Here is a 22,246-nt window from a genome sequence, read left to right as displayed (position 1 = left end):
CGGTGTAACATGTGATTTCAATTCATTTTTTATTGTTCTTCTTTAGAATAAATGGAATTAATTATACAGCCTCAGTGCTGATTATATTTATAGTTTAGTTGAGAACGGCGGGAATTCTTCTTCATTTGTGTTCATGACGACCACGCCGGAAAGGGCCATAGCTGTTAGACTGGTGATGATCAATAACTTTCTCAGCTTTTTCATTTTTTAACCACCTCCTTATAAAGGCAGCATTTCTTCATAAATGATATTGGATTCATTTAGATGGAATGCAGCAAGTTTGTATTTTCTAATTCTTTGATAATATTGGCCAAGGAATTTAGAATACTCAGCATATAATAGAAGAGAACCGTTTTTCTTAAAGTAAGGCAGTGCACATTCCTTCATAAAATACTCAAATCCATTAAGAAATTCATTCAGTGCAAATTGATAATAAGATAATTGATAAAATTTATCGGGATATCTTTCTTTTGAACAAAGCTCCAATCCTTTTGATAACCAGAATTGAACTTCTGAACGTTGATTCAGTTTATAATGCTCTTTGACAAGTGAAAGAATCGAATAGAGTTTTCCTTCGTCGTCAGATTCCTTTAATTCAATGCTTCTCACAAAATGCTGGATGGCTTCATCGCTTTTATTCATGAAAGATTTAAGGTATCCAAAATTTTGCTCGATTTTGGAATGCAAAGACGTATATTGAATGGACTGAGAGATGAAGTTAGCCCATTCATAATGCTTTACGGCGTCCTCTCCATTCCGGATCCTACGATAGCAGATGCCCAACAATAAATGCACCTCTGCGCACCTTTTCTGGTAATAAACCCCCTGAAAGATGGAGAGGGCTTTTTCTCCGTAGTAAATGGCTAAACGATACATGTGTAAACGTGTCAAGACTAAACTGAATAGATAAAATAAATCTGCCCTTTCTTCTTCATTTACAACATTTCCAAGCACAAAGTAAGTTTCGGCTTCTTTCAATTCACCTTTGGCTTTTTCGTATTCCTTCATTAGATAGTAGTAATTTCCTTTATACTTGTGAAAGTAAAATTTATGCTTGTCGGATAGGTCCTTATAATTCGTTTGAATATGGCTCAAATGACTGAAAGCTTCCGTTAAATCGCCCCTTAATAATTGAACCCGGAAGCAGAGGATTTTATAAAAAAAATGGGACGATACATCATCGGTTTGATCAAGATCCCTTTGGATGAGCTTGTGGGTGGAACGTGCTTCATCCTCTTTATTCCAAAGCAATGCATGATTCCACTTTTCGAGAAGCTCATTTAGCTGGTTAGGGCGATAAACTGGATGATTTAACCCCAGGCGCTCGCACAGTAAATGGACGATATCATCTGAAGGTGTCACTTGGTTATTTTCGAGTTTCGATAGATAAGATATTGAAATGATGCCTTTAGATAGATTTTCTTGAGTTAACTTTTGTTTGAGTCTGTGGAAACGGATCTTAGAACCAATCTTCATATGATTCTTCTCCTCTTGAAGGATATAAATTTCCAACCTATGAACCAGAATATTGAACATAATAACATAAATGAAGCCGGAAGATTTGGAATATTCCTATAATTATATTTTTTAATGGGTAGAAAGGAGGGATTTTGGTTATTTGAATGGTTTTATTTCACCATGATTCACCGATTAATATCCTTTGTTATAATGAATCTAGTGAAAGTTATTAAGGAGGATGGTCATTGTGATTGATTTACGAAGTGATACGGTAACAAAACCAACGGAGGAAATGAGACGGGCAGCTTATGAGGCTGAAGTGGGGGATGATGTGTATGGTGAAGACCCTACTATCCTAAGGCTTGAAAAGGAAGCAGCCAGTATTCTTGGGAAAGAGGAAGCATTATTCGTCACAAGCGGGACCCAGGGGAACCAGATTGCGGTATTGACCCATACCAGACCGGGAAATGAAATTCTATTAGAAACGGATTCGCATATCTTTTACTACGAATCAGGAGCAGTTGCGGCTTTCGCAGGCGTTCAAACCCGGACGATTAAAGGGACCAATGGAGAAATGGATCCTGGTGAAATAGAAGCTGCAATTCGTACGGAAGATCAGCATTTTCCTGAAACGGGTTTGATTTGTCTGGAAAATACCCATAACCGTGCGGGAGGGGCAATCGTTTCACCGGAAAACATGCAAGCCATTCATACCATTGCCAGGAAGCACTCCATACCGGTACATATTGATGGAGCCAGGCTCTTTAATGCCGTTGCCGCAAGTGGTCGTGACGTAAAGGAGTTCACGGATCACTGTGATACCGTTCAAATTTGTTTATCGAAAGGCTTGGGTGCACCGGTAGGTTCAATCATTGCAGGTGACAAACACTTTATTAAGAAGGCTAGAAAGTGGAGAAAACGTCTGGGTGGGGGACTTAGACAAGCCGGGGTGATTGCGGCTCCAGGATTGATTGCTTTGAACAAGATGAGAGGACGTTTATCAGAAGATCATGAAAAAGCAAGAATCCTCAAAGAAACCTTTCAAACATGTAACGGGATTGAAATCATTAATGAAGTGGATACTAATATTGTAGTGGCTGATGTATCGGGCACAGGGATGACAGCAGCACAGTTTGTAGAAGAATTAGAGAGAAAAGGAATATTGGCCGTGACGTTTGGACCTACCCTGGTCCGCTTCACGACTCATTATGATGTCTCTATGGAAGACATTGGGGAAGTGTCCCGGATACTTAAGGCTCAATTTTAGCCAATCATTTCCTGTGGCTGGTTCAGGAAACGGAATAGGGCAGGACGTGCCCTATTTCCACCTTTATTCTTTGTGATCAAGTTGTTTTCCATGATGAGGGTGAGGATGCCATCTCATCATATAACCATTTTCTTTTAGCTTTTGATGTTTTGCTTCCATCATGTTCAGCACTTTATCGCCTTGTTCTTTGGTAAAGACACCGTACTCCACGTATTTCTTCACAAGTTCTTTTTTCGTTGAATACATCTGTTCGTGCAATTTACCAAGTTCTGCTTTTTGGTCTTCTGTCAGATTCACCTTTTGCCCAGGTGCCTGACCTTGACCTTCTGCAGAGACGATGGAACTGAATCCAAGGCTGATGATGAGGGCTGCTGCAATTGAAACCACTATCTTTTTCATAATTATTTCCTCCTTCCTGAAGATTCTCTTATATTCTTTGCAGTGTATTAGAAGAATATGTAAGAGTGGACGAATCGGCAGGGGAATTGCTAGTATTAGATGGAGTAGAACCAGAATGAGGGGGTTAGGATCAATGTTAAATAAGTTTTTATCAAGTATCGGTATAGGTCATGTGAAGGTGGATACCATCGTGCACACGACAGAGATTTCACCCGGCGACCACATCAAGGGGGATGTCGTCTTAAAAGGGGGAATGGCCGATCAGCCGGTAAACGAAGTTCAACTATTACTTCTCCTAAAGTATGAACAAGATAAACAGGATAGTGATTTTTCTTATCATGAGAAGGATTTAAATACGATCACACTGGACAGCATAGGGACGATTAAGGCTGGGGAGGAAAAAAGGATTCCATTTGAATTCCCTACAAATGCCCGACACCCTAAGACGACTGAAACGGAACAAACCATTTTAAGGACAACGGTGGATATACCCCAGGCCGTGGATCCCACAGATGAGGACAGTATATTTGTTCGATGAAAAAAAGGACCGATTCTCCAAATGAATCGGTCCTTTTTTTGAATGTTTAATGTATGCAGGAGTAATGAATGTCATGACAAAGAGTACTAAGTTCTTATTGAAATCCATAAAAACCCAATGTAAAATGTAGTAAGCGCATACATTCAAAAAATTCAGACATTTAAAGTATGTGAAAACTATTGGATAAAGGAGGAATTTGATGGGAGGAATTTGGTTAGCGGTCATAGGGGGTATCGTGTTTCTGGTAGGGTATAGATATTATTCAACTCTTATTGCGGAGAGAGTGTACAGGCTCGACCCGAATTACGTGACACCCTCTCACCAGTATAAAGACGGAGTCGACTTCGTGCCGACGAATAAATTTGTTCTTTGGGGTCACCATTTCACTTCCGTTGCAGGTGCTGCTCCTATCGTAGGACCTGCTATAGCCGTGTACTGGGGATGGCTTCCTGCTTTTCTTTGGGTGATTTTCGGTACCGTGTTTGCAGCAGGTGTCCATGATTTCGGGACTTTGGTGCTGTCGGTTCGAAATAAAGGCCAATCCGTTGGCTCATTAGCCAATAAGTTGATTGGAAAGAGGGCAAAAGTACTTTTTTTATTCATTATTTTAATTCTGGTGTTAATGGTGAATGCGGTTTTTGCCTGGGTCATTGCCAATTTATTCATTACGTTCCCAGCAAGTGTATTATCAGTGTTTATCCAAATTCCGCTGGCTGTCTGGATCGGATATTCCGTATACAAACGTAATGGGAGCATGTTATTGCCATCAATCGTGGCTCTCGGTGTCATGTATGCATCAGCGGTCATCGCAAGCCGGGTAGATTTTCTGCAAATCGATCTGGTGCGATATTTCGGTGGGCAGGAAGCGACTTCATTATTCGGTTTAAGCTCCACGAGCATGGCTTTCCTAGTGTGGATCGTTATTCTGATGATTTACGTGTACATAGCTTCCATTCTTCCCGTATGGAAACTATTACAGCCTCGTGATTATATCAATTCACATCAACTGATCGTGGGTCTCGGATTGCTGTATCTAGGTCTACTGTTCACTAATCCAGAGATCACTGCACCGATGACAAATGGATCTGCAGATGTATCTTGGTTCCCTTTATTATTTATTACGATTGCGTGCGGTGCGATTTCAGGTTTCCACGGACTGGTGTCATCAGGTACCTCCTCAAAGCAGCTGAACAAGGAAACAGATGCCCGCTTCGTCGGTTATTTAGGAGCGGTAGGGGAAGGGGCACTTGCCCTGATTGCCATCATTGCCTGTATTACATTTTTCCCTAATGTGGAAGAATTCCAAGCGACATACAGTGGATTTGCTGCAGCAAGTGGAGCGGGATTGGGCGTATTCATTAAAGGTGCTGGACAACTTGCGACAGGAGTGGGGATTCCGGCGGATATTGCCGCAACGATCGTTTCCGTCATCATTGTAAGCTTCGCGGCCACAACCCTGGATTCATCCGTCCGTCTGATGCGATACATCATCTCTGAATTGGGTGAGGAGTACAAAGTACTTTCATTAACGAACGCGCACGTTGCGACTACGATTGCAGTGGTTTCAAGTGCGGCTTTGACATTATTGCCTCAGGGCCCTAAAGGATTCGGATCAGGTGGATATCTCCTATGGCCTTTGTTTGGAACCTCGAATCAGTTGTTGGCAGGAATCAGTCTACTTCTGATTACCATTTGGCTCAAGCGACAGGGGAGAAATTACCTGGCTACATTGATCCCGATGTTGTTTCTGATGTTTATGACGCTTTGGGCCATGATCAATCAGGTTGTCTTTGAATGGTCAGGTGCCGGGGAATCGGAAGGGAATATGCTCCTTTTCATCTTTGGAAGCATCATCTTGATCTTTACCCTGTGGATTCTCATCACAGCAGCATCTTCCCTGTCTAAAAAAGGTGATGATCCTTCTCAGTTCTCGGTGTAAGTATGGAAGTAGGGGACTCGAATCGGGGTCCCCTTTTTAGTAGGAAGGAGGGTTCACTTGGATACAACCATGATGGACAAATTTAAAAGGGTAATGAAATTATATGATGATATGATCCGTCTTCCCCACAAAACGGAAATCGCCAGGGAGTTGAGGGACGAAGAGGATTTATTCTTATTGCTGCTCTATTCGGATATGATAGGGATACCTAACCCTGTATTTTATTACACGCTGGAACTCTATCCATATATGATCGAAAAATTTCATGATTGGCATTTACGAATGGGGATGGAACATTCTCCACTGGATGGAATCAGATGCTGCTAAAATGAAAGGAGGGGAATTCATGAATGATTTACTGAATCAATCCATTCTATTTGTGGGGGGCAAAGGAGGAGTCGGAAAATCGACTACGGCATCTGCACTGGCCGTCATGTTTGCAAAGATGGGGAAGAAAACGCTGATCGTCTCAACAGATCCCGCACATAACCTTGGGGATATATTTCACAGGGAAATTAACGGGTATGCGACTCCGTTATCGGACGATCTATGGGGGATCGAAATTGATCCAGATGCGGAAACTCGTCAATACATCAACGAGGTGAAAGGGAATCTTAAAGGTATGGTAAAGTCCAATATGGTGAGTGAAGTCCACCGGCAAATTGATATGGCTTCTTCTGCACCAGGGGCTGAAGAAGCTGCCTTATTTGATCGGATCGTTTCGATCATCCTCGAAGAAGGAAATGAATATGATAAAATCATTTTCGACACAGCCCCTACAGGACACACGATCCGACTATTATCTCTACCGGAATTAATGGGAGTCTGGATGGATGGAATGCTTGAGAGAAGAAAGAAGACAAATAAAAATTATTCACAGCTTTTGAATGATGGTGAACCGGTTGAGGACCCCATTTACGATATCCTCCAAAAACGCCGGGAAAAGTTTTCGAAAGTAAGAGAGATTCTGCTTGATCGAAAAAAAACAGGTTTTATTTTCGTTCTTATACCAGAAAGACTGCCGATTCTTGAAACAGAAAAGGCGATTGAATTGATGTCCTCTCATTCACTTAATATTGGTGGGCTGATTGTGAATAAAATCCTGCCGAATCAAGCGGATGGAGAGTTCTTGCAGAAAAGAAGAGAACAGGAAAAAGTCTACTTGCGTATGATGCAGGAAAGATTCACAGACCAATCACTATACGAAGTCCCTCTATTAGAAGAAGATATCTGTACGCTTTCTCATCTGGAAGGATTTGCATCCCATCTTCAGAAATCCATTTACAAAGAAGAGGGAATCTACTGATTCGGGAGGTATACATAAGTAATGAGCGTGACCATTGGGGAAGTTCTTCAATGGTCATTTTTGCGTTGGGAAGGGAAAATAGATGATTTTGTCGAAAGTGTAATGATCCATAAAACAAGGGAGTCGTTCACATGGAAAGTGAGAATAAATATCTATCTGCCATTCTTCCCTTAAAAAAGAGGGAAGAAACCCAAAATCGCTGGCTGTTTCATCGTCTGAATACCCTGTTACCTGCTTTAATGAAAAAACACAAGGTAGACATGTGGATCACGGCAGGGAGGGAATATAACGAAGATCCTGTCCTCATGAGTCTATACCCTACCTCAGTTGATGGTTCGAGAAGATTGACCATCCTTGTATTTTATTTGGAGGATGGCCAGAACCTGAAGAAATGGGTTTTGCATCCCAATCCGAATTTTGAACCGTTTTATGAAAGAGCATGGAATCCGGAAGAGTGTGATCAATGGGAATGCCTTAAACGTCTAGTGGATGAGTACAATCCTGATTCGATCGCATTGAATTATTCATCGACATTTGCCGCAGCGGATGGTTTGAGCCATTCCTGTTTTCAGCAACTGAGCATGCTGTTAGATGAGCACTCACATAAATTTGTATCTGCTCAACATGTCATTGTGGATTGGCTATCGATCAGAACCACCAAGGAATTAGTGGCATACCCTGCAATTGCCGAGCTTGGGAGGATGATAGCAGAAGAAGCGTTATCCCGGAGAGTGATTCACCCTGGGATCACCACTACCGAAGATGTTGTGGAATGGATACGACAACGGGTATTGGACGCTGGTTTGGATACCTCCTTTTATCCTACTGTGGATCTGCAAAGAATGGGATCGGTGATGGATCGCATAGAGGGAGAGATTATTCGTTTTGGAGATATCGTGCATCTGGATTTTGGTATTCGATACCTGGGCCTCGCAACGGATACCCAACAGCTTGCATATGTCCTTCATCCGGGTGAGGAGCAAGCTCCTGAAGGACTTCAATCCGCATTCCAAACCGCTTTAAGGTTCGAAGATATCATAACCGGGGAAATGAAAGTCGGAAGAACGGGGAATGAAGTATTTCAAAGAGCAATGAAAAAGGCAAGGGAGGAAGAAATCGAGGCGATGCTGTATTCACATCCACTGGGAAATCACTGTCATGAAGCCGGTGCCTTAATCGGCTTATATGATCAGCAAAGTGATATTCCCATCAAAGGCGATCTGCCCCTCACCGCCAATACCTGTTATGCACTGGAGTTCAATATAGAACAATATATTCCTGAGTGGGATCAAATCATCCCCATATATCTGGAGGAGCCCGTTGCATTCATCCAGAACCGACTGGAATATATGGCGAAAAGACAAACCACGTTTTATCTGATCTAATCAGTTTCCCTTACAGGAGAAATAAGACTGATGGCACGGAATGATTGTAATCAGTCTTATATGCCCCTGCCTAATAATGATCATTTTGAAAAAATGTGATTCTCCCCCTTGACTTAATACCTAGTAGGGTATATTATAGTGAATGTAGCAAGAAAACAACAAGCCAACAGGAGGTGTCTTGATGGAATACAATGCACAAATGAAGAATCGAATCAAACGTGTGGAAGGGCAGCTCCGGGGGATTTTAAGAATGATGGAGCAAGGGGAAGATTGTAAAGACGTCATCACGCAGCTTTCCGCAGCCAAAACAGCTCTTGACCGATCCGTAGGTTTGATTGTCAGTATGAATCTTGTTGAGTGTGTAACAGACTCCCATGAATCCGGGGAAAGTACAGAAGCACTCGTGAAAGAAGCGGTAAATCTATTAGTGAAAAGTCGATAACGAAAAAGGTTGACATCTTTTTTTATATTGTATATTATACCCTTATGGGTATTTAAAAAATGAGGAGGAAACACACATGAACGCAGATAAAGTATTAGATGCAAAGGGACTTGCTTGTCCGATGCCAATCGTAAAAACTCGAAAGGCTATTAAAGAAATCGAATCCGGCCAAATCCTGGAGGTTCAAACAACAGATAAAGGTGCAAAAAGTGATCTTACAGCATGGGCTAAGTCTACAGGACATGAATTACTCGATTCGAATGAAGAAAATGATGTATTTACATTTTGGATAAAAAAAGGCTAAATTTTTTTGAGGGGGAATATACCCCCTGTAGTAAATAGGAGGGGACACAATGTCAGAGAGAAAAACAACCAATATTATTCTATTTAGTGGCGATTACGATAAAGCGATGGCAGCATATATCATTGCCAACGGTGCAGCAGCATATGATCATGAAGTAACGATCTTCCATACGTTCTGGGGATTGAATGCTTTGAGAAAAGAAGAAATGGTACCCGTTAAAAAAGGATTCATGGAAAAAATGTTTGGAAAAATGATGCCTCGTGGAGCTGATAAAATGGGGTTGTCAAACATGAACTTTATGGGCATGGGTCCGAAAATGATCAAAGGTGTCATGAAAAAGCATAATGCCATGCCTCTGCCTGATTTGATCGATATGGCAAGAGAACAGGAAATTAAATTGGTTGCATGTACCATGACCATGGATCTGTTGGGGTTACACAAGGATGAATTATTGGAAGAAATCGAATACGCTGGGGTAGCAGCTTATTTGGCAGATGCCGAAAATGGAAACGTGAATTTATTCATTTAATTTTTTTTGAAAACAAATATACCCTATGAGGTAAATGGAGGTTTCTATATGAATAATCTTGAATCGAACTTCGTATTGGATGCAAAAGGACTCGCTTGTCCGATGCCGATTGTAAAAACAAAAAAAGCGATGAATAACCTGGAAGCAGGACAGGTGATTGAAATTCAGGCTACCGATAAAGGATCAAAGGCGGATCTTCAAGCATGGGCAAAGAGTTCCGGCCATGATTATCTAGGCACCATCGAAGAAGGGGACGTCCTTAAGCATTTCGTCCGAAAATCAAGCGGTGAAGAGACAGTTGAGCGTAAACACGAGGCTGTTACAGACAACGCCACACTGGCAGGTAAATTAAGCGATGATAATGTGATCGTTTTGGATGTCCGCGAAAAAGCGGAATATGCCTTTAATCATATTCCTGGGGCTGTTTCGATACCCCTAGGGGAACTTGAAAACCGTGTGAATGAATTGAATAAAGACAGAGAAGTTTATGTTGTATGCCGTACAGGAAACAGAAGTGACTTGGCAGCTCAACTATTAGATGAAAAAGGATTTGCGAATGTATTCAATGTGGTTCCGGGTATGAGCGATTGGTCTGGGGACTTGGAGTCGGATATTAAATAATTCATTTTTCAGGAGGGTTAAATAATGGCTGTAAAACCAATGAATTCAAAAGAAGTAGCACAAAAAGTAATGAAAAAAGAAGAATTATTCATCTTAGATGTTCGTAACGTGGATGCATTTGAAGATTGGAAAATCGAAGGTGAAAACGTTGAATATTTGAATATTCCTTATTTCGACCTTTTAGACGGCGTGGAAGAAATCTTGGGTAAGCTGCCTGAAGATAAAGATATTCTTGTGGTTTGTGCTAAAGAAGGCTCTTCCATCATGGTTGCAGAAATGCTTTCAGGTGAGGGGAAGGACGTTTCTTATCTGGAGGGTGGCATGAAGGCTTGGAGTGAACATTTAGAGCCGGTTAAGGTAGGGGACCTATCGAATGATGGAGAGCTTTATCAATTTGTGCGTCTGGGTAAAGGGTGTCTTTCCTATATGGTCGTATCAAATGGTGAAGCCGCGATTGTGGATGCCACACGTATGGCTGATGTGTTCATCGATTTCGCTAAAGCAAAAAATGTAAAGATCACAAATGTATTCGATACACACTTACATGCGGATCATATTTCTGGTGGCCGTACCATTGCAGAAAGAACCGGAGCAACGTATTGGTTACCATCCAAAGATGCTGAAGAGGTAACATTTGAATATGCGGCACTGGAAGATGGAAATAAAGTACAGATCGGAAATACAACCATCGATATTAATGCTCTATACTCACCAGGGCATACAATTGGTTCTACCTCATTCGTGATTGATGAGAAATATCTATTATCAGGTGACATTTTGTTTATTGATAGTATCGGACGCCCTGATCTTGCCGGAAAAGCAGAAGACTGGGTAGGGGACTTACGAGAAAGTCTGTACAAACGCTACAAAGATCTTTCCATGGATCTGACCGTTTTACCCGCTCACTTCATGATTATTGAAGAATTAAATGAGGACGGTTCTGTAGGTGAGAAACTTGGCACATTATATGCCAAGAATCACGGACTGAACATTGAGAGCGAAGATGAATTCAGAAGTCTTGTGTCTGAAAATCTGCCTCCACAACCGAATGCTTATCAGGAAATACGTGAAACCAATATGGGAAAAGTGACGCCGGATGAAGAAAAGCAGCGGGAGATGGAAATCGGACCAAATCGCTGTGCTGTTCGATAATTTACGATGATGATATAAATATTTTCAATGGGAACTTGCATGAGCGGTTCCCATTTTATTAGAAGAGGAGGGCTCAAAGTGGATTTGGCATTTATTTTAACTATATTTCTAATCGGCTTCGTCGGTTCTTATATATCAGGAATGGTTGGAATCGGAGGAAGTATCATTAAATATCCAATGCTTTTATATATTCCGCCTTTGTTGGGAGTAGCTACATTTTCCGCTCATGAAGTTTCCGGCATCAGTGCCGTTCAAGTATTTTTTGCAACGCTTGGCGGAGTGTGGGCATACCGAAAAGGTGGCTACCTGAATAAATCACTCATTACGTATATGGGGGTAAGTATATTAATCGGTAGTTTCATTGGTGGGTATGGCTCAAAATTCATGAGTGAAGCGGGAATTAACATCGTGTATGGAATTCTTGCTCTCATTGCAGCCATCATGATGTTCATTCCTAAAAAAGGGATAGATGATGTGAAGCTGGAAGATGTTTCTTTTAATAAATGGCTCGCTGCCATACTAGCCCTCATCGTGGGGGTGGGTGCAGGTATTGTAGGTGCAGCAGGTGCCTTTCTATTAGTTCCCATCATGCTTGTTGTGCTGAAAATACCTACGAGGATGACGATTGCTTCCTCTCTTGCCATTACGTTGATTTCTTCCATCGGGTCGACTGTTGGGAAAATCACCACCGGGCAAGTGGATTACCTGCCAGCCATGATTATGGTAGTGGCAAGTCTGATTGCCTCTCCACTTGGAGCGATGGCAGGGAAGAAAATGAACACCAAGATTCTCCAAATGATATTAGCACTATTGATTTTAGGAACGGCTATTAAGATCTGGATTGATATCCTATAGAATGCTGCTTAGCACTGTATACCGTGGCTCTTCTTGCAGAAGAAGAATCGTGGTACATGGAGCTAAGCTTTTTTTTGTGGTAATGTATCAATGGGGCTTGTAACTTTCTGAAGGTTTCTTTCGTCTAATGATTAGATAGAAATAAGACTCTGGATGGATGAACATATTCATGAGTACCGGTACAATGTATGAATGGATGTGTTCTAAGATTTTATTCATCATGAAAAAAGGGAGAATACACATGAAAAAGCTTATTGGTATCATCTTACTATGTTCATTAATGGTTAGCGGACTTCAACCAGCATCAGCCGCGGATAATGATAAAGCAAGCATTAATGAAAAATTCGGACTGCCCATCGTTGTATATGGAGAAACACTCTCCAGCCAGCAAAAAAAAGAGGTTCAAAAACAATTGGGTATGGATGAGGGAACTGAAGTGGAGGAGTTTACGGCCACTGGTGAGGATCTAGTGAAGTATATTGACGGAGAAAACAGGAACGCCCGCATGTTCTCTTCAGCCATGATCACCCGTAAGGAAAAGGGTGAAGGATTAAAGGTTAATATTGTGACACCGGAGAATATTACCGAGGTTACGAATTCCATGTATTCAAATGCACTATTAACAGCGGGAGTCGAAAATGCAGTAGTGGATGTTGCCTCTCCGATTAAGGTGAGCGGTCATTCCGCTTTAGTAGGTATTTATAAAGCGTATGATGTGAGTGGAGAGAAGCTTGATACGGTTCGGATGGAAGTGGCCAATGAAGAATTATCCGTTGCTACTGAACTCGCGAAAGAGTCAGGTATTGATAAGGAAGAAGTCAGTAAATTGTTAACCGAGATCAAAAAGGAAATTGCTGAACAAGATCCTGCGACGAAAGAGGAAGTCGAGAAGATCGTCGAAGACAAGCTCCAATCATTGAATATAGAACTAAGTCCAGAGGATCGTCAGTTGTTGATTGATCTATTTGAAAAGATGAGATCCCTTGATATTAATTTTGATAATGTTCAACAGCAGCTGGATGACTTAACGAAGGATATCCAAACGACCATTAAGGAAATTGTGAACGATGAAGGCTTTGGACAGAAAGTGTCAGATTTCTTTACCGGGTTATTAGAGGCAATCGGGAATTTCTTTAAATCAATCAAAAATTTATTTGGATAATGCGAAGATAAAAAAGACTGAGTCATCCGACTCAGTCTTTTATAATTCCAGCAAAGGAAACGTTAGATATACCGTCGTACCTTTGCCTTCTTCACTTTCGATAGAGAAGGAACCTTTATGCTTATGCATGATTTCCTTGGCGATGGATAAACCAAGTCCATATCCACCGGTGTTCCTTTGCCTTGACAGATCAGATCTGTAGAATCGTTCACCTATTTGGGATAATGAGTCTCCCGGAATGCCAATCCCATGATCCTTAATCTTCACAACCGCCTTACCATCTTTCTCATAGGAGTGGATAGAGATAGAGGTCCGTTCCGGGGAATATTTCAGGGCATTGTCCAAAATATTGTAAAACACCTGCATCACCCGGTTTGGATCTCCGTTAATGATCGATTCCTCATTTAAAGTATGTTTAATATCTATATGCTTCAATTCTGCTTGTGGACGGATCAGTGTTAAAGAGTCCATAATGAATTGGGACAGCACCATCGGTTCAATATCCAATGAAAATGCAGCATCTTCCAATTTATTCAATTCAAGGAGTTCCGTAATTAATTTCTGCATCCGCACCGACTCTTTTTGAATCAGGTGTAAGCTTTTTTCTATTTCTTCCGGATTTGTTTGTACCCGGTCGGTCAACGCTTTGGCATACCCTCCGATGTACGTGAGGGGAGTCCTTAGTTCATGGGCGACATTCGAAAGGAACTGTCTCTTACGATCCTCCTGGTGCTGCAAAGAGTCAACCATACTGTTGAACGTGAGTGCCAGTTCAGCCATTTCATCTTTAGTGGTGACTTCCAGACGCTCCGTAAAGTTACCGTTGGCTACTTGATTAGAGAACCTTTGCATTTCCCTGACAGGTTTGAACAAGGAATCCAGTGAAGATTGGATGATCAAAAAAAGCACGAAATAAAACATGACCCCTGCCAATATTAAAATGGGGATGCCTTTGCTGAACACTTCCGTCATTTCAGCAAGAGGGATATAAATGAATAAATATCCCATTAACTTATCCTCATTCATAAGTGGAAAGACGGCTCCTATCACTTTCCGATTGAATTCGTCTACATATCCTTCTTTCATGACATGATTGCCCTTCGCCAATTCTTTTCGATCCATGCGGTTGATGAGGGGCTTTTGATCAATTAGAAAAGGGAAGCTCTTCCCTAATTCATCAAGGTTCTCCACAACCGAAACTTCATAGGGAGAGATGACGTTATACCAGAGGATCTTGTCCTTGATATTTCCGCTTACATCCCCATAATGATAGTGGGCAGCTGTCCTCTGCCCCTGATAAAGGAGTGAATCCTTCACAGTCCCTATATAGAGGTCTTTGTAGAGATAGTGAATAAAAAGAAACGAAAAGACAATCGTTAAAAATAGACTGCTTAACAATAGGATAGAGACTTTTTTATTGAGGGTCAGGTTTACGTTTTTCAAAGAGATCCCTCATATTTATAACCGAGTCCCCATACCGTCTCGATCAACGCCCCGTAATTTTTTAATTTCAGCCGCAATGTTTTTATATGGGTATCAACCGTTCGATCACTTCCTTCGTAATCTCTTCCCCAAACTTGATCCAGAAGTTGATCCCTTTTATATACTCGTCCCTGATTCCGTGCGAGAAATAAGAAAAGTTCATATTCCTTTAGAGTCAAACGGGGAGAATGATCACCGACGGACACGGTCCTGGATGCCAAATTAAATGTAACAGGCCCAAACCTTTCGACCATGGAACGTGTCTGTACACCATATGATCTTCTTAGAATGGTTTCAATGCGCGCCACAAGCTCATCAGCGTTGAAAGGTTTAACCATATAATCATCACTACCAAGTTTAAGCCCCTTTACCTTGTCCAGGTCATCCCCCTTGGCAGATAGGAAGATAAAGGGGATTTGACTATTCTCCCTTACTTCTTCCAGTAATCGGAAACCATCCATGAACGGCATCATTATATCCACGATCATCAGATCGACATGTGTCTTATTCAATTGATCAAGAGCAGCCAAACCGTTTTCGGCTTCAATACAGAAATAATTCTCCCTGTTTAAATACAATGAGATCAGCTGTCTCATTTCCGGTTCATCATCTACAATCAGTACATTCCATTTTTTCATCATCTTCACACCCAGCCTTATGACATAAAAATTGCATCAAATTTTATTATAGATAAAAATAGTGAATTATTTGTGAGATTCCAGATTTTTTTGATCTGTATTTCTTCCAACATTTTAACATGGAAAACTTAGTGGTTGAACTTTTGCCGCTTTGTCCTATACTTTTCCGAAAACAAGGGCATTTGCCCTTCCCCTTTTTCCTTTTCATAATAGGCTAATAAAGAGGAGTGACGAACATGTATGAGAGGAGTACCATATACAGAAAGAATTTAATGCCCTTTTTTAACTCAGGCTCTTTCCCTAACCTTGGGAACGGAGGGGATTATCTCAGCGGGGCACAGGGATATGGTCCTGTGGGGGCTCAAAACACACCCTATTTTCAAGGACCTTATGCCACACCGCAAGTTTACGGTCCACAGGGTTATCCGCCGCAAGGATACCCGCAGGCGGGCTTTGGTCCTGTCCCCTATGGTCCGGCGGGTGGTTATGGGTATGGTATAAACCCCATCGGAGCAGGATTGATTGGACTGGGCTTAGGGTTTCTCGGGGGACAGCTCGTGAACACCCCGTTTAAAGGTCCCCATAAACGCTACTATTATTATTGGTAAAGTGATTAAACCGACTCATCTTATTGAGCCGGTTTTTTTATGTTTCCGTTCATATTAACAATAGATATCTTCCTTGACATAATACCTATAGGGGTATAATATAGATGTAGAAAGCAAGTGGACATTGTCCATGCTTATCAAGAAATGAGGTGCTTATGTTGGAATTTTTCGGATTAATTATGTTAGTCATACTTATTTATGTGTATGTATTGATCAAGAAACCAGGTAAGAATATCAAGCAACTATCTACAAGTGAATTGAAAACGACTTTAGGAGATAAGAACAGGCAATTCATCGATGTACGTTCACCAGGGGAATATAATCACGGTCATATTAAACAATTTAAAAATATGCCGTTACAATCATTACATCAAACCGCTGACACGTTAAACAAAGACAAAGAAATCATTGTCATTTGTCAAAGTGGTATGAGAAGTGCAAACGCATGCAAAATCCTTAAAAAGAAAGGATTCACCTCTGTAACGAACGTTAAGGGAGGAATGAATTCCTGGTCCCATTAGTGCCATGAAAACCATTATTGAAAGAGAGGAATTTTAATATGAAAACGATCCTGAGCAATGAAGTAAACCGGAGATTATCTGCGGGGGAACAAGTTAATATCATTGATGTACGGGAGCCGGCTGAAGTGCTGAATGGGAAAATCCCTACGAGCACCAATATTCCTTTAGGGTTGCTCGAATTTCGTATGAATGAATTGGATAAGAAAAAAGAATACATCATAGTCTGTCAATCAGGGGGCAGAAGCAGCCGTGCCGTGAAGTTTCTTGCTTATCACGGCTATGAGGTCACCAACTTGGAAGGCGGCATGCTTGCATGGGAAGGGAAAGTTGAGTAAGCCTCTTCCTCGATTCCTTATATTGAAATTTTCTCAAATCAAATACCCCTACAGGTTTAAAAGTTGAATTTTAGGATAATGTAAATACGAAGAGAAAATAATAAATCTAAGGGAGGAAATAGGTTATGACAACTTCAGTAAAGAATTTGACAGCAGGGGAACTTACCCAAAAAATCATGAATGGAGATAGAATGTTCATTTTGGATGTTCGTCCCAAGGACGCATTTGACGATTGGAAAGTGGAAGGGAAAAACGTGAAGATCATCAACAAACCCTTTTCAGAGTTGAAGGATAATCTTGAATCGGTTCAATCCATTTTACCAGACAATGAAGCCATTTATGTCATTTGTGCAAAAGGGAATTCTTCGACTAAAACGGCTGAGATGCTTGCCGGTGCAGGAATGAATAATATCTATTCAGTTGAAGGTGGTATGCAGGCATGGAGCGAATACCTTGAACCTGTAAAAATCGGTGATGTGTCTGGGGGTGTCCTTTATCAATTCATACGGATAGGGAAAGGGTGCTTATCTTATGCGATTGTATCCAAAGGCGAGGTTGCTTTCATTGATCCCAGCCGCCTGATAGAGCCTTATAAGAAGTTCATTCAACATCACGATCTATCAGTAAAAGCAGTACTGGATACCCATCTCCATGCAGATCACATTTCCGGTGGCCGATCCTTAAGTAACGAATTTGATGCACCATATTATTTGCCACCGAAAGATGCAGAAGAAGTACAGTATACCTTTAAAGAAGTCAAAGATGAAACGGGCATCAAGGTGGGTGATACATTGATCGAAGCGGTATACTCGCCAGGGCATACGATCGGAAGTACCTCTTTTATTGTCGATCGGCATTATTTACTCACTGGGGACATTCTCTTTATTGATTCCATTGGGAGACCTGATTTAGCCGGTAAAGCAGAGGACTGGGTAGGGGACTTGCGGGAAACATTGTATTCAAGATATAAAAACCTTAACGATGACTTAATTGTCCTGCCAGCCCACTATATGACGATAGATGAAATGAATGATGACGGTTCAATCTCACATCGTCTGAGAGACTTATATGAAGAGAATCATGGATTGAACATAGAGGATGAAGAGGAATTCAGAAAAACAGTCACAGAAAACCTCCCGCCTCAACCAAACAGCTATGAGAAAATCCGTGAAACGAATATGGGTAAAATCAATCCTGATGAAGATGAAAAACGTGAAATGGAAACAGGTCCAAATAGATGTGCCGTGCGCTGATGAGATTCATGCGTTATAAGTAAAGAAGGCAAACATCCCAACTTAATGGGATGTTTGCCTGCAATGGTATATTTAAGGAAGTGAACAACATGAATGAAATAAATGAATCAAAATATATACAGCAGCACCTGGCTAATGAACGGACGTTCTTGGCTTGGATCCGTACAGCCATTGCCATAATCGGAATAGGATTTTTAACGACAAGTTTACATTTTAATTCCCTTCAAGGGAACCCTGTTCAAGACCGGATTGCCGCCGGTATAAGTGTGATTTCGATTTTCATCGGGTTTGCCATCATTATTGGCTCTACCATCAATTATTACAGAACAAGAAGACACATCAATACACAAACATTCGTGTCAGCAGATGTCTTTATCAAAATGATGACAGTAGTGGCCACCATCGTCCTTTTACTTGTGACTGTTTATTTCTTTTCATTAAATTAAGAAGCTGAACGCAAAAGGATAAATCCCTGCGTTCAGCTTATTTTAATCCTGTTTTTGTTCATTGTAGTATTGAACGGATGTCATAGCTCCTTCACTAACCATGGAGTTGTCTTCTATATTTGAAGGATCCGGATTTCCGCCTTTTTCAACGGGTAGATCTTCTTTTCTTTTCTTTTTAAACTTCGTAACCAATCCTTCTTTCACATTGTGCAACTGATTACGTTTTTCTTTCGATGATAGAATCCATCCAAGTGAACCAGCCGTAACGGTTGCACCAACAAGTAACGTTTTATTTACTTTCATATTCATTCTCCTCCATTCAAGTGATTCGTTTATTTAGTATGTTCTTTGTATTCCCGACGCACATGAATTTAAACATAGGGGAGGGGTGCCAAAATAATGAAGGAGTGGACAATCCTCTCAATATGGATGAAAATAAACATGGATGGTAGACAAAGAGAGGGTGGATGGAATGAAAAGACTGACGAAAGAGACGGTCATCGGATTTATTGGAACAGGAGTAATGGGGAAAAGTATGGCTGGTCATATTCTGGAGGCAGGATTTCCGCTGGTTATTTATAACCGCACAAAACAGAAAGCCTCGGAACTCATAGATCGTGGTGCAAAATGGGCAGACACACCAAAGGAGCTTGCTGAAGCTTCAGATCTCGTGATCACAATTGTAGGTTACCCTTCAGATGTTGAAGAACTGTACCTTGGTGGGGACGGTATACTGCACCATTTAAGACAGGGATCGGTTGCCATTGATATGACCACTTCTTCACCGGCACTCGCTGATGCAATCTTTAAATCGGGGAAGGAGAAGGGCATATCGACATTGGATGCTCCCGTCTCGGGAGGGGATATCGGAGCTAAAGAAGCCAGGCTTTCCATTATGGTGGGAGGGGAAGAAAACACGTTCAATCTGGCAAAACCACTTTTGGAACTCCTGGGTACGAATGTTGTCTATCAAGGAAATCCAGGAGCGGGTCAGCATACAAAGATGTGTAACCAAATCACCATTGCTTCGAACATGATGGGAGTAAGTGAAGCATTACTTTACGCAAAGAAATCTGGTTTGGATCCAGACACTGTACTGAAAAGCATTACATCAGGGGCAGCTGGCAGCTGGTCCCTCAGTAACCTGGTTCCCCGCATGATCAAGCAGGATTATGCTCCAGGGTTTTACGTTAAACATTTTATCAAGGACCTTAAGATTGCCCTGCATTCAGCTAAAGAGATGGAACTCCGGACACCCGGTCTTGAACTTGCTCTCTCATTATATGAGCAGCTTGCTGCAGAAGGCGAAGAAAATAGTGGCACTCAAGCATTAATCAGACTATTGGAAGCTTAATATAAAACGTTTCAGGAAATGAACTGCCCCATAAAAGTTAGAAACCAATCTAACTTTTATGGGGTGTTTTTTGAATTTTTCCGATAAAGTCAGGATTCTAGTGGGCTGCACTATATGCTTGAAAGCAATGTCCACTTCCCTTTATATTTCAATCCAATATGGGAATAATAGGTGAGCATGCATAAATTTACTGAAAGTATGGTGATTATCTTGAAAAAAAATTCATTCAGGCAATTTTCCAGATTGATATACATATTTGGTACCATAATGACCGTGGTTGCCTTCTTTGTCTCCTATTTCCAAACGAAGACCATCATTAACGCGATAAAGAAATATAGTCCATACAATTAAGGTTATCGGTTGCAATATGGGTTGATTCCTTAGACAATAATCGTGTACATAATAGAGGAGGGAATCAAAATGAAGTTAGTCGGAAAAAAAATCATCCAATTGGTCAGTGCAGACTTCGAGGACCTGGAACTATGGTATCCGGTCCTGCGTTTGAGGGAAGAGGGAGCGACGGTTCATATTGTCGGAGAAAAGGCCAATGAGGAGTATATCGGCAAATATGGAGTGCCGATTGTTTCTGAATATGCATTTAAAGACATCAATCCGGAAGAGTATGATGCCATTCTTGTTCCGGGAGGCTGGTCCCCGGATAAGCTTCGTCGGTATGAAGAGGTCATTGCCATGGTGAAATCTATGGATGAACGTAAGAAACCAATCGGCCAAATCTGCCATGCAGGATGGGTCTTGATTTCAGCGAAGATTCTTCAGGGTGTAAAAGTCACAAGCACACCTGGAATAAAGGACGACATGGAAAATGCAGGGGCTATCTGGATGAATGAACCGGTCGTGACAGACGGCCATATCGTTTCCAGTCGAAGACCACCTGATCTGCCTGATTATATGAGAGAATTCATTGACACGCTGGCTAAATGATGAAAAAGGACTGGCCGGGGGAACTCTGATCGTTCCCTGTAGGCCAGTCTTTTTTTCTTTATTTCTTCTTGTCTCTCTTATTTCGATCATTCACCCTTTCGAAAAAGGTCTGTTTGACTGATTGATGAGTGGTGATGGCAGCCCCCGTTGCGATAAATCCATTTGCGATCCCGTTAAAGTCAAATCCTAACGTCCATCCGCTCGCTCCAACACCCACCAGTAAAAGAATCCAGATGATGAGCCAGTCCGGGATATGAGGGGTCCGCTTCAAAGCATACCCAAGCACCCATAACACGGGAACGAGCACGGTGACTTGAGGATCAATGGAAATGCCGCTTAATAAGTTTTCAATCATATGGTCCACTCCCTATAATGATAAATGACTTCTATATAGCTTATTCACACCTCCGGGAGCTTCATGACAACCAGTTACGCTGTAAGAAAAAATAAAAATGGTAGGATGCAGGCCAACCTTTAAAGTGACATGAGAAATGTTCAATGATATTATATTGATTGACCTATAATAAAAAAGGAGCTGTTTAATATGGCGAAAAAAGGATACATACAATTCCAAACAGGTGAAAAAATTGAATTTGATTTATTTCCAAATGAAGCACCTGGAACAGTGGCAAACTTCGAAAAATTGGCAAACGAAGGTTTTTACAACGGTTTAAGCTTTCACCGTGTCATCCCTGGTTTCGTAAGCCAAGGAGGATGCCCGAACGGTAACGGTATGGGTGGCCCTGGTTACACAATCAAATGTGAAACAGAAGGGAATCCTCATAAGCATGAAGAAGGTTCTTTATCCATGGCCCATGCCGGTAAAGATACAGGAGGCAGCCAATTCTTCATCGTACATGAGCCACAGCCTCACCTTAACGGCGTTCATACTGTCTTCGGAAAAGTGACTTCAGGGATCGACATCGCCAAATCAATGAAAAACGGAGACGTAATGGAGAAAGTCGAAGTATTTGATGCATAATTGTTGAGGGACGGACCTTGCTTCGTTCGCATCACTCTGAATCAACTAGAAGAAAAACAACAGTTGAAATAATTTAATTGATGTTGTATCATACTAATACAGGCTGCGTTGTTCGTAATCATAACGAAGTTTTAACCTTTAAACTGTAATAGGGAGTTTTACATCGAAGTTGGAATGTCAAGCCTCCACGACTGAGGACGACAGGAAACCTTCTGCAAACACCCACTTTGAGGAGTGGTGGTTTAAAACTTTCTTATATCACATTACGGCAACTGTGGCTCAAACCTTAGTATCTCAAGTCAGTTCCCAATCGGGGGCTGGCTTTTTT

The 22,246-nt window shown here is 41.4% G+C and carries 27 protein-coding genes and 1 other RNA gene; 22 read left to right on the top strand and 6 right to left on the bottom strand.

The genetic code is table 11. The annotated features are described in order from the left end of the window. Positions 1-219: 219 nt before the first annotated feature. Positions 220-1,476: a helix-turn-helix transcriptional regulator gene (locus BVI01S_RS19650; protein ID WP_051758259.1), complete on the bottom strand. Its 1,257-nt coding sequence runs from the start codon at positions 1,474-1,476 to the stop codon at positions 220-222. Between the two features lie 229 nt (positions 1,477-1,705). Here BVI01S_RS19650 and BVI01S_RS19645 point away from each other — a divergent pair, with 229 nt between their 5' ends. Further along, complete coding sequence (locus BVI01S_RS19645) at positions 1,706-2,725, top strand: threonine aldolase family protein (RefSeq protein ID WP_034760672.1); 1,020 nt, start codon at positions 1,706-1,708, stop codon at positions 2,723-2,725. 63 nt (positions 2,726-2,788) lie between these two features. On the opposite strand, the gene BVI01S_RS19640 is transcribed toward BVI01S_RS19645, so the two are convergent. After that, positions 2,789-3,124, bottom strand: coding sequence for a YckD family protein (locus BVI01S_RS19640; RefSeq protein ID WP_034759027.1), 336 nt, complete (start codon positions 3,122-3,124; stop codon positions 2,789-2,791). Positions 3,125-3,257: 133 nt separating this feature from the next. On the opposite strand from BVI01S_RS19640, the gene BVI01S_RS19635 reads away from it, so the two are divergent. From BVI01S_RS19635 to BVI01S_RS19580, 12 genes are all read left to right on the top strand, one after another. Beyond that, positions 3,258-3,662 carry a sporulation protein gene (locus BVI01S_RS19635; RefSeq protein WP_034759032.1) on the top strand — a complete coding sequence of 135 codons (405 nt, stop codon included), beginning with the start codon at positions 3,258-3,260 and terminating at the stop codon, positions 3,660-3,662. 199 nt (positions 3,663-3,861) lie between these two features. Beyond that, positions 3,862-5,601, top strand: coding sequence for a carbon starvation CstA family protein (locus tag BVI01S_RS19630; RefSeq protein WP_034759035.1), 1,740 nt, complete (start codon positions 3,862-3,864; stop codon positions 5,599-5,601). A 69-nt stretch (positions 5,602-5,670) separates the two neighbouring features. Beyond that, positions 5,671-5,928: a cory-CC-star protein gene (locus BVI01S_RS19625; RefSeq protein ID WP_034760674.1), complete on the top strand. Its 258-nt coding sequence runs from the start codon at positions 5,671-5,673 to the stop codon at positions 5,926-5,928. 19 nt (positions 5,929-5,947) lie between these two features. After that, on the top strand, positions 5,948-6,907 hold the full coding sequence (locus BVI01S_RS19620; RefSeq protein WP_061811295.1) for an ArsA family ATPase: 960 nt from the start codon (positions 5,948-5,950) through the stop codon (positions 6,905-6,907). A gap of 131 nt (positions 6,908-7,038) precedes the next feature. Continuing rightward, a complete protein-coding gene (locus tag BVI01S_RS19615; protein ID WP_034759040.1) occupies positions 7,039-8,292 on the top strand; it encodes a M24 family metallopeptidase in 1,254 nt (417 codons plus the stop codon). Positions 8,293-8,473: 181 nt separating this feature from the next. After that, positions 8,474-8,734, top strand: coding sequence for a metal-sensitive transcriptional regulator (locus BVI01S_RS19610; RefSeq protein WP_034759043.1), 261 nt, complete (start codon positions 8,474-8,476; stop codon positions 8,732-8,734). Positions 8,735-8,810: 76 nt separating this feature from the next. Continuing rightward, complete coding sequence (locus tag BVI01S_RS19605; RefSeq protein WP_034759045.1) at positions 8,811-9,038, top strand: sulfurtransferase TusA family protein; 228 nt, start codon at positions 8,811-8,813, stop codon at positions 9,036-9,038. 49 nt (positions 9,039-9,087) lie between these two features. Continuing rightward, positions 9,088-9,567, top strand: a complete 480-nt coding sequence (locus tag BVI01S_RS19600) for a DsrE/DsrF/DrsH-like family protein (RefSeq protein WP_034759048.1) — start codon at positions 9,088-9,090, stop codon at positions 9,565-9,567. A 48-nt stretch (positions 9,568-9,615) separates the two neighbouring features. Next, the gene (locus tag BVI01S_RS19595) at positions 9,616-10,188 is read left to right on the top strand and encodes a sulfurtransferase TusA family protein (protein WP_061811294.1); all 573 of its coding nucleotides are present in this window, start codon (positions 9,616-9,618) and stop codon (positions 10,186-10,188) included. Positions 10,189-10,212: 24 nt separating this feature from the next. Beyond that, positions 10,213-11,340: an MBL fold metallo-hydrolase gene (locus tag BVI01S_RS19590; protein ID WP_061811293.1), complete on the top strand. Its 1,128-nt coding sequence runs from the start codon at positions 10,213-10,215 to the stop codon at positions 11,338-11,340. Between the two features lie 78 nt (positions 11,341-11,418). Continuing rightward, on the top strand, positions 11,419-12,195 hold the full coding sequence (locus BVI01S_RS19585) for a sulfite exporter TauE/SafE family protein (protein WP_034759056.1): 777 nt from the start codon (positions 11,419-11,421) through the stop codon (positions 12,193-12,195). Positions 12,196-12,436: 241 nt separating this feature from the next. Then, the gene (locus BVI01S_RS19580) at positions 12,437-13,357 is read left to right on the top strand and encodes a DUF1002 domain-containing protein (protein ID WP_034759060.1); all 921 of its coding nucleotides are present in this window, start codon (positions 12,437-12,439) and stop codon (positions 13,355-13,357) included. 39 nt (positions 13,358-13,396) lie between these two features. Here the strand turns inward: BVI01S_RS19580 and BVI01S_RS19575 are convergent, their stop codons facing one another. Together BVI01S_RS19575 and BVI01S_RS19570 are read right to left on the bottom strand one after the other, a co-directional pair. Then, positions 13,397-14,800: a sensor histidine kinase gene (locus BVI01S_RS19575; protein WP_034759063.1), complete on the bottom strand. Its 1,404-nt coding sequence runs from the start codon at positions 14,798-14,800 to the stop codon at positions 13,397-13,399. After that, positions 14,797-15,477 (bottom strand): response regulator transcription factor, encoded by a 681-nt coding sequence (locus tag BVI01S_RS19570; RefSeq protein WP_061811292.1) that lies wholly within the window; start codon positions 15,475-15,477, stop codon positions 14,797-14,799. Before BVI01S_RS19570 ends, BVI01S_RS19575 begins: the two co-directional genes overlap by 4 nt. A gap of 236 nt (positions 15,478-15,713) precedes the next feature. Between BVI01S_RS19570 and BVI01S_RS19565 the strand changes: the two genes are divergently transcribed. From BVI01S_RS19565 to BVI01S_RS19545, 5 genes are all read left to right on the top strand, one after another. Next, positions 15,714-16,085, top strand: coding sequence for a hypothetical protein (locus tag BVI01S_RS19565; RefSeq protein ID WP_061811291.1), 372 nt, complete (start codon positions 15,714-15,716; stop codon positions 16,083-16,085). Positions 16,086-16,240: 155 nt separating this feature from the next. Next, a complete protein-coding gene (locus tag BVI01S_RS19560) occupies positions 16,241-16,606 on the top strand; it encodes a rhodanese-like domain-containing protein (protein ID WP_174523045.1) in 366 nt (121 codons plus the stop codon). A gap of 38 nt (positions 16,607-16,644) precedes the next feature. Beyond that, positions 16,645-16,941, top strand: coding sequence for a rhodanese-like domain-containing protein (locus BVI01S_RS19555; protein ID WP_034759071.1), 297 nt, complete (start codon positions 16,645-16,647; stop codon positions 16,939-16,941). A gap of 125 nt (positions 16,942-17,066) precedes the next feature. Beyond that, entirely contained in the window at positions 17,067-18,194 is a 1,128-nt protein-coding gene (locus tag BVI01S_RS19550; RefSeq protein ID WP_061811290.1) for an MBL fold metallo-hydrolase, read from the top strand. A gap of 89 nt (positions 18,195-18,283) precedes the next feature. Then, positions 18,284-18,640, top strand: a complete 357-nt coding sequence (locus BVI01S_RS19545) for a YidH family protein (RefSeq protein ID WP_034759077.1) — start codon at positions 18,284-18,286, stop codon at positions 18,638-18,640. Between the two features lie 42 nt (positions 18,641-18,682). Here the strand turns inward: BVI01S_RS19545 and BVI01S_RS19540 are convergent, their stop codons facing one another. Beyond that, on the bottom strand, positions 18,683-18,943 hold the full coding sequence (locus tag BVI01S_RS19540) for a YbyB family protein (RefSeq protein WP_034759080.1): 261 nt from the start codon (positions 18,941-18,943) through the stop codon (positions 18,683-18,685). 169 nt (positions 18,944-19,112) lie between these two features. On the opposite strand from BVI01S_RS19540, the gene BVI01S_RS19535 reads away from it, so the two are divergent. Continuing rightward, positions 19,113-19,994, top strand: coding sequence for an NAD(P)-dependent oxidoreductase (locus BVI01S_RS19535; RefSeq protein WP_174523044.1), 882 nt, complete (start codon positions 19,113-19,115; stop codon positions 19,992-19,994). 420 nt (positions 19,995-20,414) lie between these two features. Beyond that, on the top strand, positions 20,415-20,936 hold the full coding sequence (locus tag BVI01S_RS19530) for a type 1 glutamine amidotransferase domain-containing protein (RefSeq protein ID WP_034759083.1): 522 nt from the start codon (positions 20,415-20,417) through the stop codon (positions 20,934-20,936). Positions 20,937-20,994: 58 nt separating this feature from the next. Here BVI01S_RS19530 and BVI01S_RS19525 read toward each other — a convergent pair whose 3' ends face one another. Continuing rightward, positions 20,995-21,291, bottom strand: coding sequence for a phage holin family protein (locus BVI01S_RS19525; protein ID WP_051758260.1), 297 nt, complete (start codon positions 21,289-21,291; stop codon positions 20,995-20,997). Between the two features lie 189 nt (positions 21,292-21,480). On the opposite strand from BVI01S_RS19525, the gene BVI01S_RS19520 reads away from it, so the two are divergent. Beyond that, positions 21,481-21,918, top strand: coding sequence for a peptidylprolyl isomerase (locus BVI01S_RS19520; protein ID WP_034759086.1), 438 nt, complete (start codon positions 21,481-21,483; stop codon positions 21,916-21,918). A gap of 97 nt (positions 21,919-22,015) precedes the next feature. Further along, positions 22,016-22,203, top strand: a non-coding RNA gene (ssrS, locus tag BVI01S_RS19515) — 6S RNA. The last annotated feature ends 43 nt before the right edge of the window (positions 22,204-22,246 follow it).

Source organism: Rossellomorea vietnamensis NBRC 101237 (genome assembly GCF_001591825.1).
Classification (GTDB): Bacteria; Bacillota; Bacilli; order Bacillales; family Bacillaceae_B; genus Rossellomorea; species Rossellomorea vietnamensis.
This window is presented reverse-complemented; position numbering and strand designations above follow the sequence as displayed.

Excerpts from the sequence above, each read along its gene's own strand:
- BVI01S_RS19535 (WP_174523044.1), top strand. The coding sequence starts at position 19,113 with ATGAAAAGACTGACGAAAGAGACGGTCATCGGATTTATTGGAACAGGA.
- BVI01S_RS19650 (WP_051758259.1), bottom strand. The coding sequence starts at position 1,476 with ATGAAGATTGGTTCTAAGATCCGTTTCCACAGACTCAAACAAAAGTTA.
- BVI01S_RS19605 (WP_034759045.1), top strand. The coding sequence starts at position 8,811 with ATGAACGCAGATAAAGTATTAGATGCAAAGGGACTTGCTTGTCCGATG.
- BVI01S_RS19525 (WP_051758260.1), bottom strand. The coding sequence starts at position 21,291 with ATGATTGAAAACTTATTAAGCGGCATTTCCATTGATCCTCAAGTCACC.
- BVI01S_RS19600 (WP_034759048.1), top strand. The coding sequence starts at position 9,088 with ATGTCAGAGAGAAAAACAACCAATATTATTCTATTTAGTGGCGATTAC.
- BVI01S_RS19545 (WP_034759077.1), top strand. The coding sequence starts at position 18,284 with ATGAATGAAATAAATGAATCAAAATATATACAGCAGCACCTGGCTAAT.
- BVI01S_RS19580 (WP_034759060.1), top strand. The coding sequence starts at position 12,437 with ATGAAAAAGCTTATTGGTATCATCTTACTATGTTCATTAATGGTTAGC.
- BVI01S_RS19565 (WP_061811291.1), top strand. The coding sequence starts at position 15,714 with ATGTATGAGAGGAGTACCATATACAGAAAGAATTTAATGCCCTTTTTT.
- BVI01S_RS19570 (WP_061811292.1), bottom strand. The coding sequence starts at position 15,477 with ATGAAAAAATGGAATGTACTGATTGTAGATGATGAACCGGAAATGAGA.
- BVI01S_RS19625 (WP_034760674.1), top strand. The coding sequence starts at position 5,671 with ATGATGGACAAATTTAAAAGGGTAATGAAATTATATGATGATATGATC.
- BVI01S_RS19595 (WP_061811294.1), top strand. The coding sequence starts at position 9,616 with ATGAATAATCTTGAATCGAACTTCGTATTGGATGCAAAAGGACTCGCT.
- BVI01S_RS19530 (WP_034759083.1), top strand. The coding sequence starts at position 20,415 with ATGAAGTTAGTCGGAAAAAAAATCATCCAATTGGTCAGTGCAGACTTC.
- BVI01S_RS19610 (WP_034759043.1), top strand. The coding sequence starts at position 8,474 with ATGGAATACAATGCACAAATGAAGAATCGAATCAAACGTGTGGAAGGG.
- BVI01S_RS19540 (WP_034759080.1), bottom strand. The coding sequence starts at position 18,943 with ATGAAAGTAAATAAAACGTTACTTGTTGGTGCAACCGTTACGGCTGGT.
- BVI01S_RS19630 (WP_034759035.1), top strand. The coding sequence starts at position 3,862 with ATGGGAGGAATTTGGTTAGCGGTCATAGGGGGTATCGTGTTTCTGGTA.
- BVI01S_RS19590 (WP_061811293.1), top strand. The coding sequence starts at position 10,213 with ATGGCTGTAAAACCAATGAATTCAAAAGAAGTAGCACAAAAAGTAATG.
- BVI01S_RS19520 (WP_034759086.1), top strand. The coding sequence starts at position 21,481 with ATGGCGAAAAAAGGATACATACAATTCCAAACAGGTGAAAAAATTGAA.
- BVI01S_RS19615 (WP_034759040.1), top strand. The coding sequence starts at position 7,039 with ATGGAAAGTGAGAATAAATATCTATCTGCCATTCTTCCCTTAAAAAAG.
- BVI01S_RS19640 (WP_034759027.1), bottom strand. The coding sequence starts at position 3,124 with ATGAAAAAGATAGTGGTTTCAATTGCAGCAGCCCTCATCATCAGCCTT.
- BVI01S_RS19620 (WP_061811295.1), top strand. The coding sequence starts at position 5,948 with ATGAATGATTTACTGAATCAATCCATTCTATTTGTGGGGGGCAAAGGA.
- BVI01S_RS19635 (WP_034759032.1), top strand. The coding sequence starts at position 3,258 with ATGTTAAATAAGTTTTTATCAAGTATCGGTATAGGTCATGTGAAGGTG.
- BVI01S_RS19555 (WP_034759071.1), top strand. The coding sequence starts at position 16,645 with ATGAAAACGATCCTGAGCAATGAAGTAAACCGGAGATTATCTGCGGGG.
- BVI01S_RS19560 (WP_174523045.1), top strand. The coding sequence starts at position 16,241 with ATGTTGGAATTTTTCGGATTAATTATGTTAGTCATACTTATTTATGTG.
- BVI01S_RS19550 (WP_061811290.1), top strand. The coding sequence starts at position 17,067 with ATGACAACTTCAGTAAAGAATTTGACAGCAGGGGAACTTACCCAAAAA.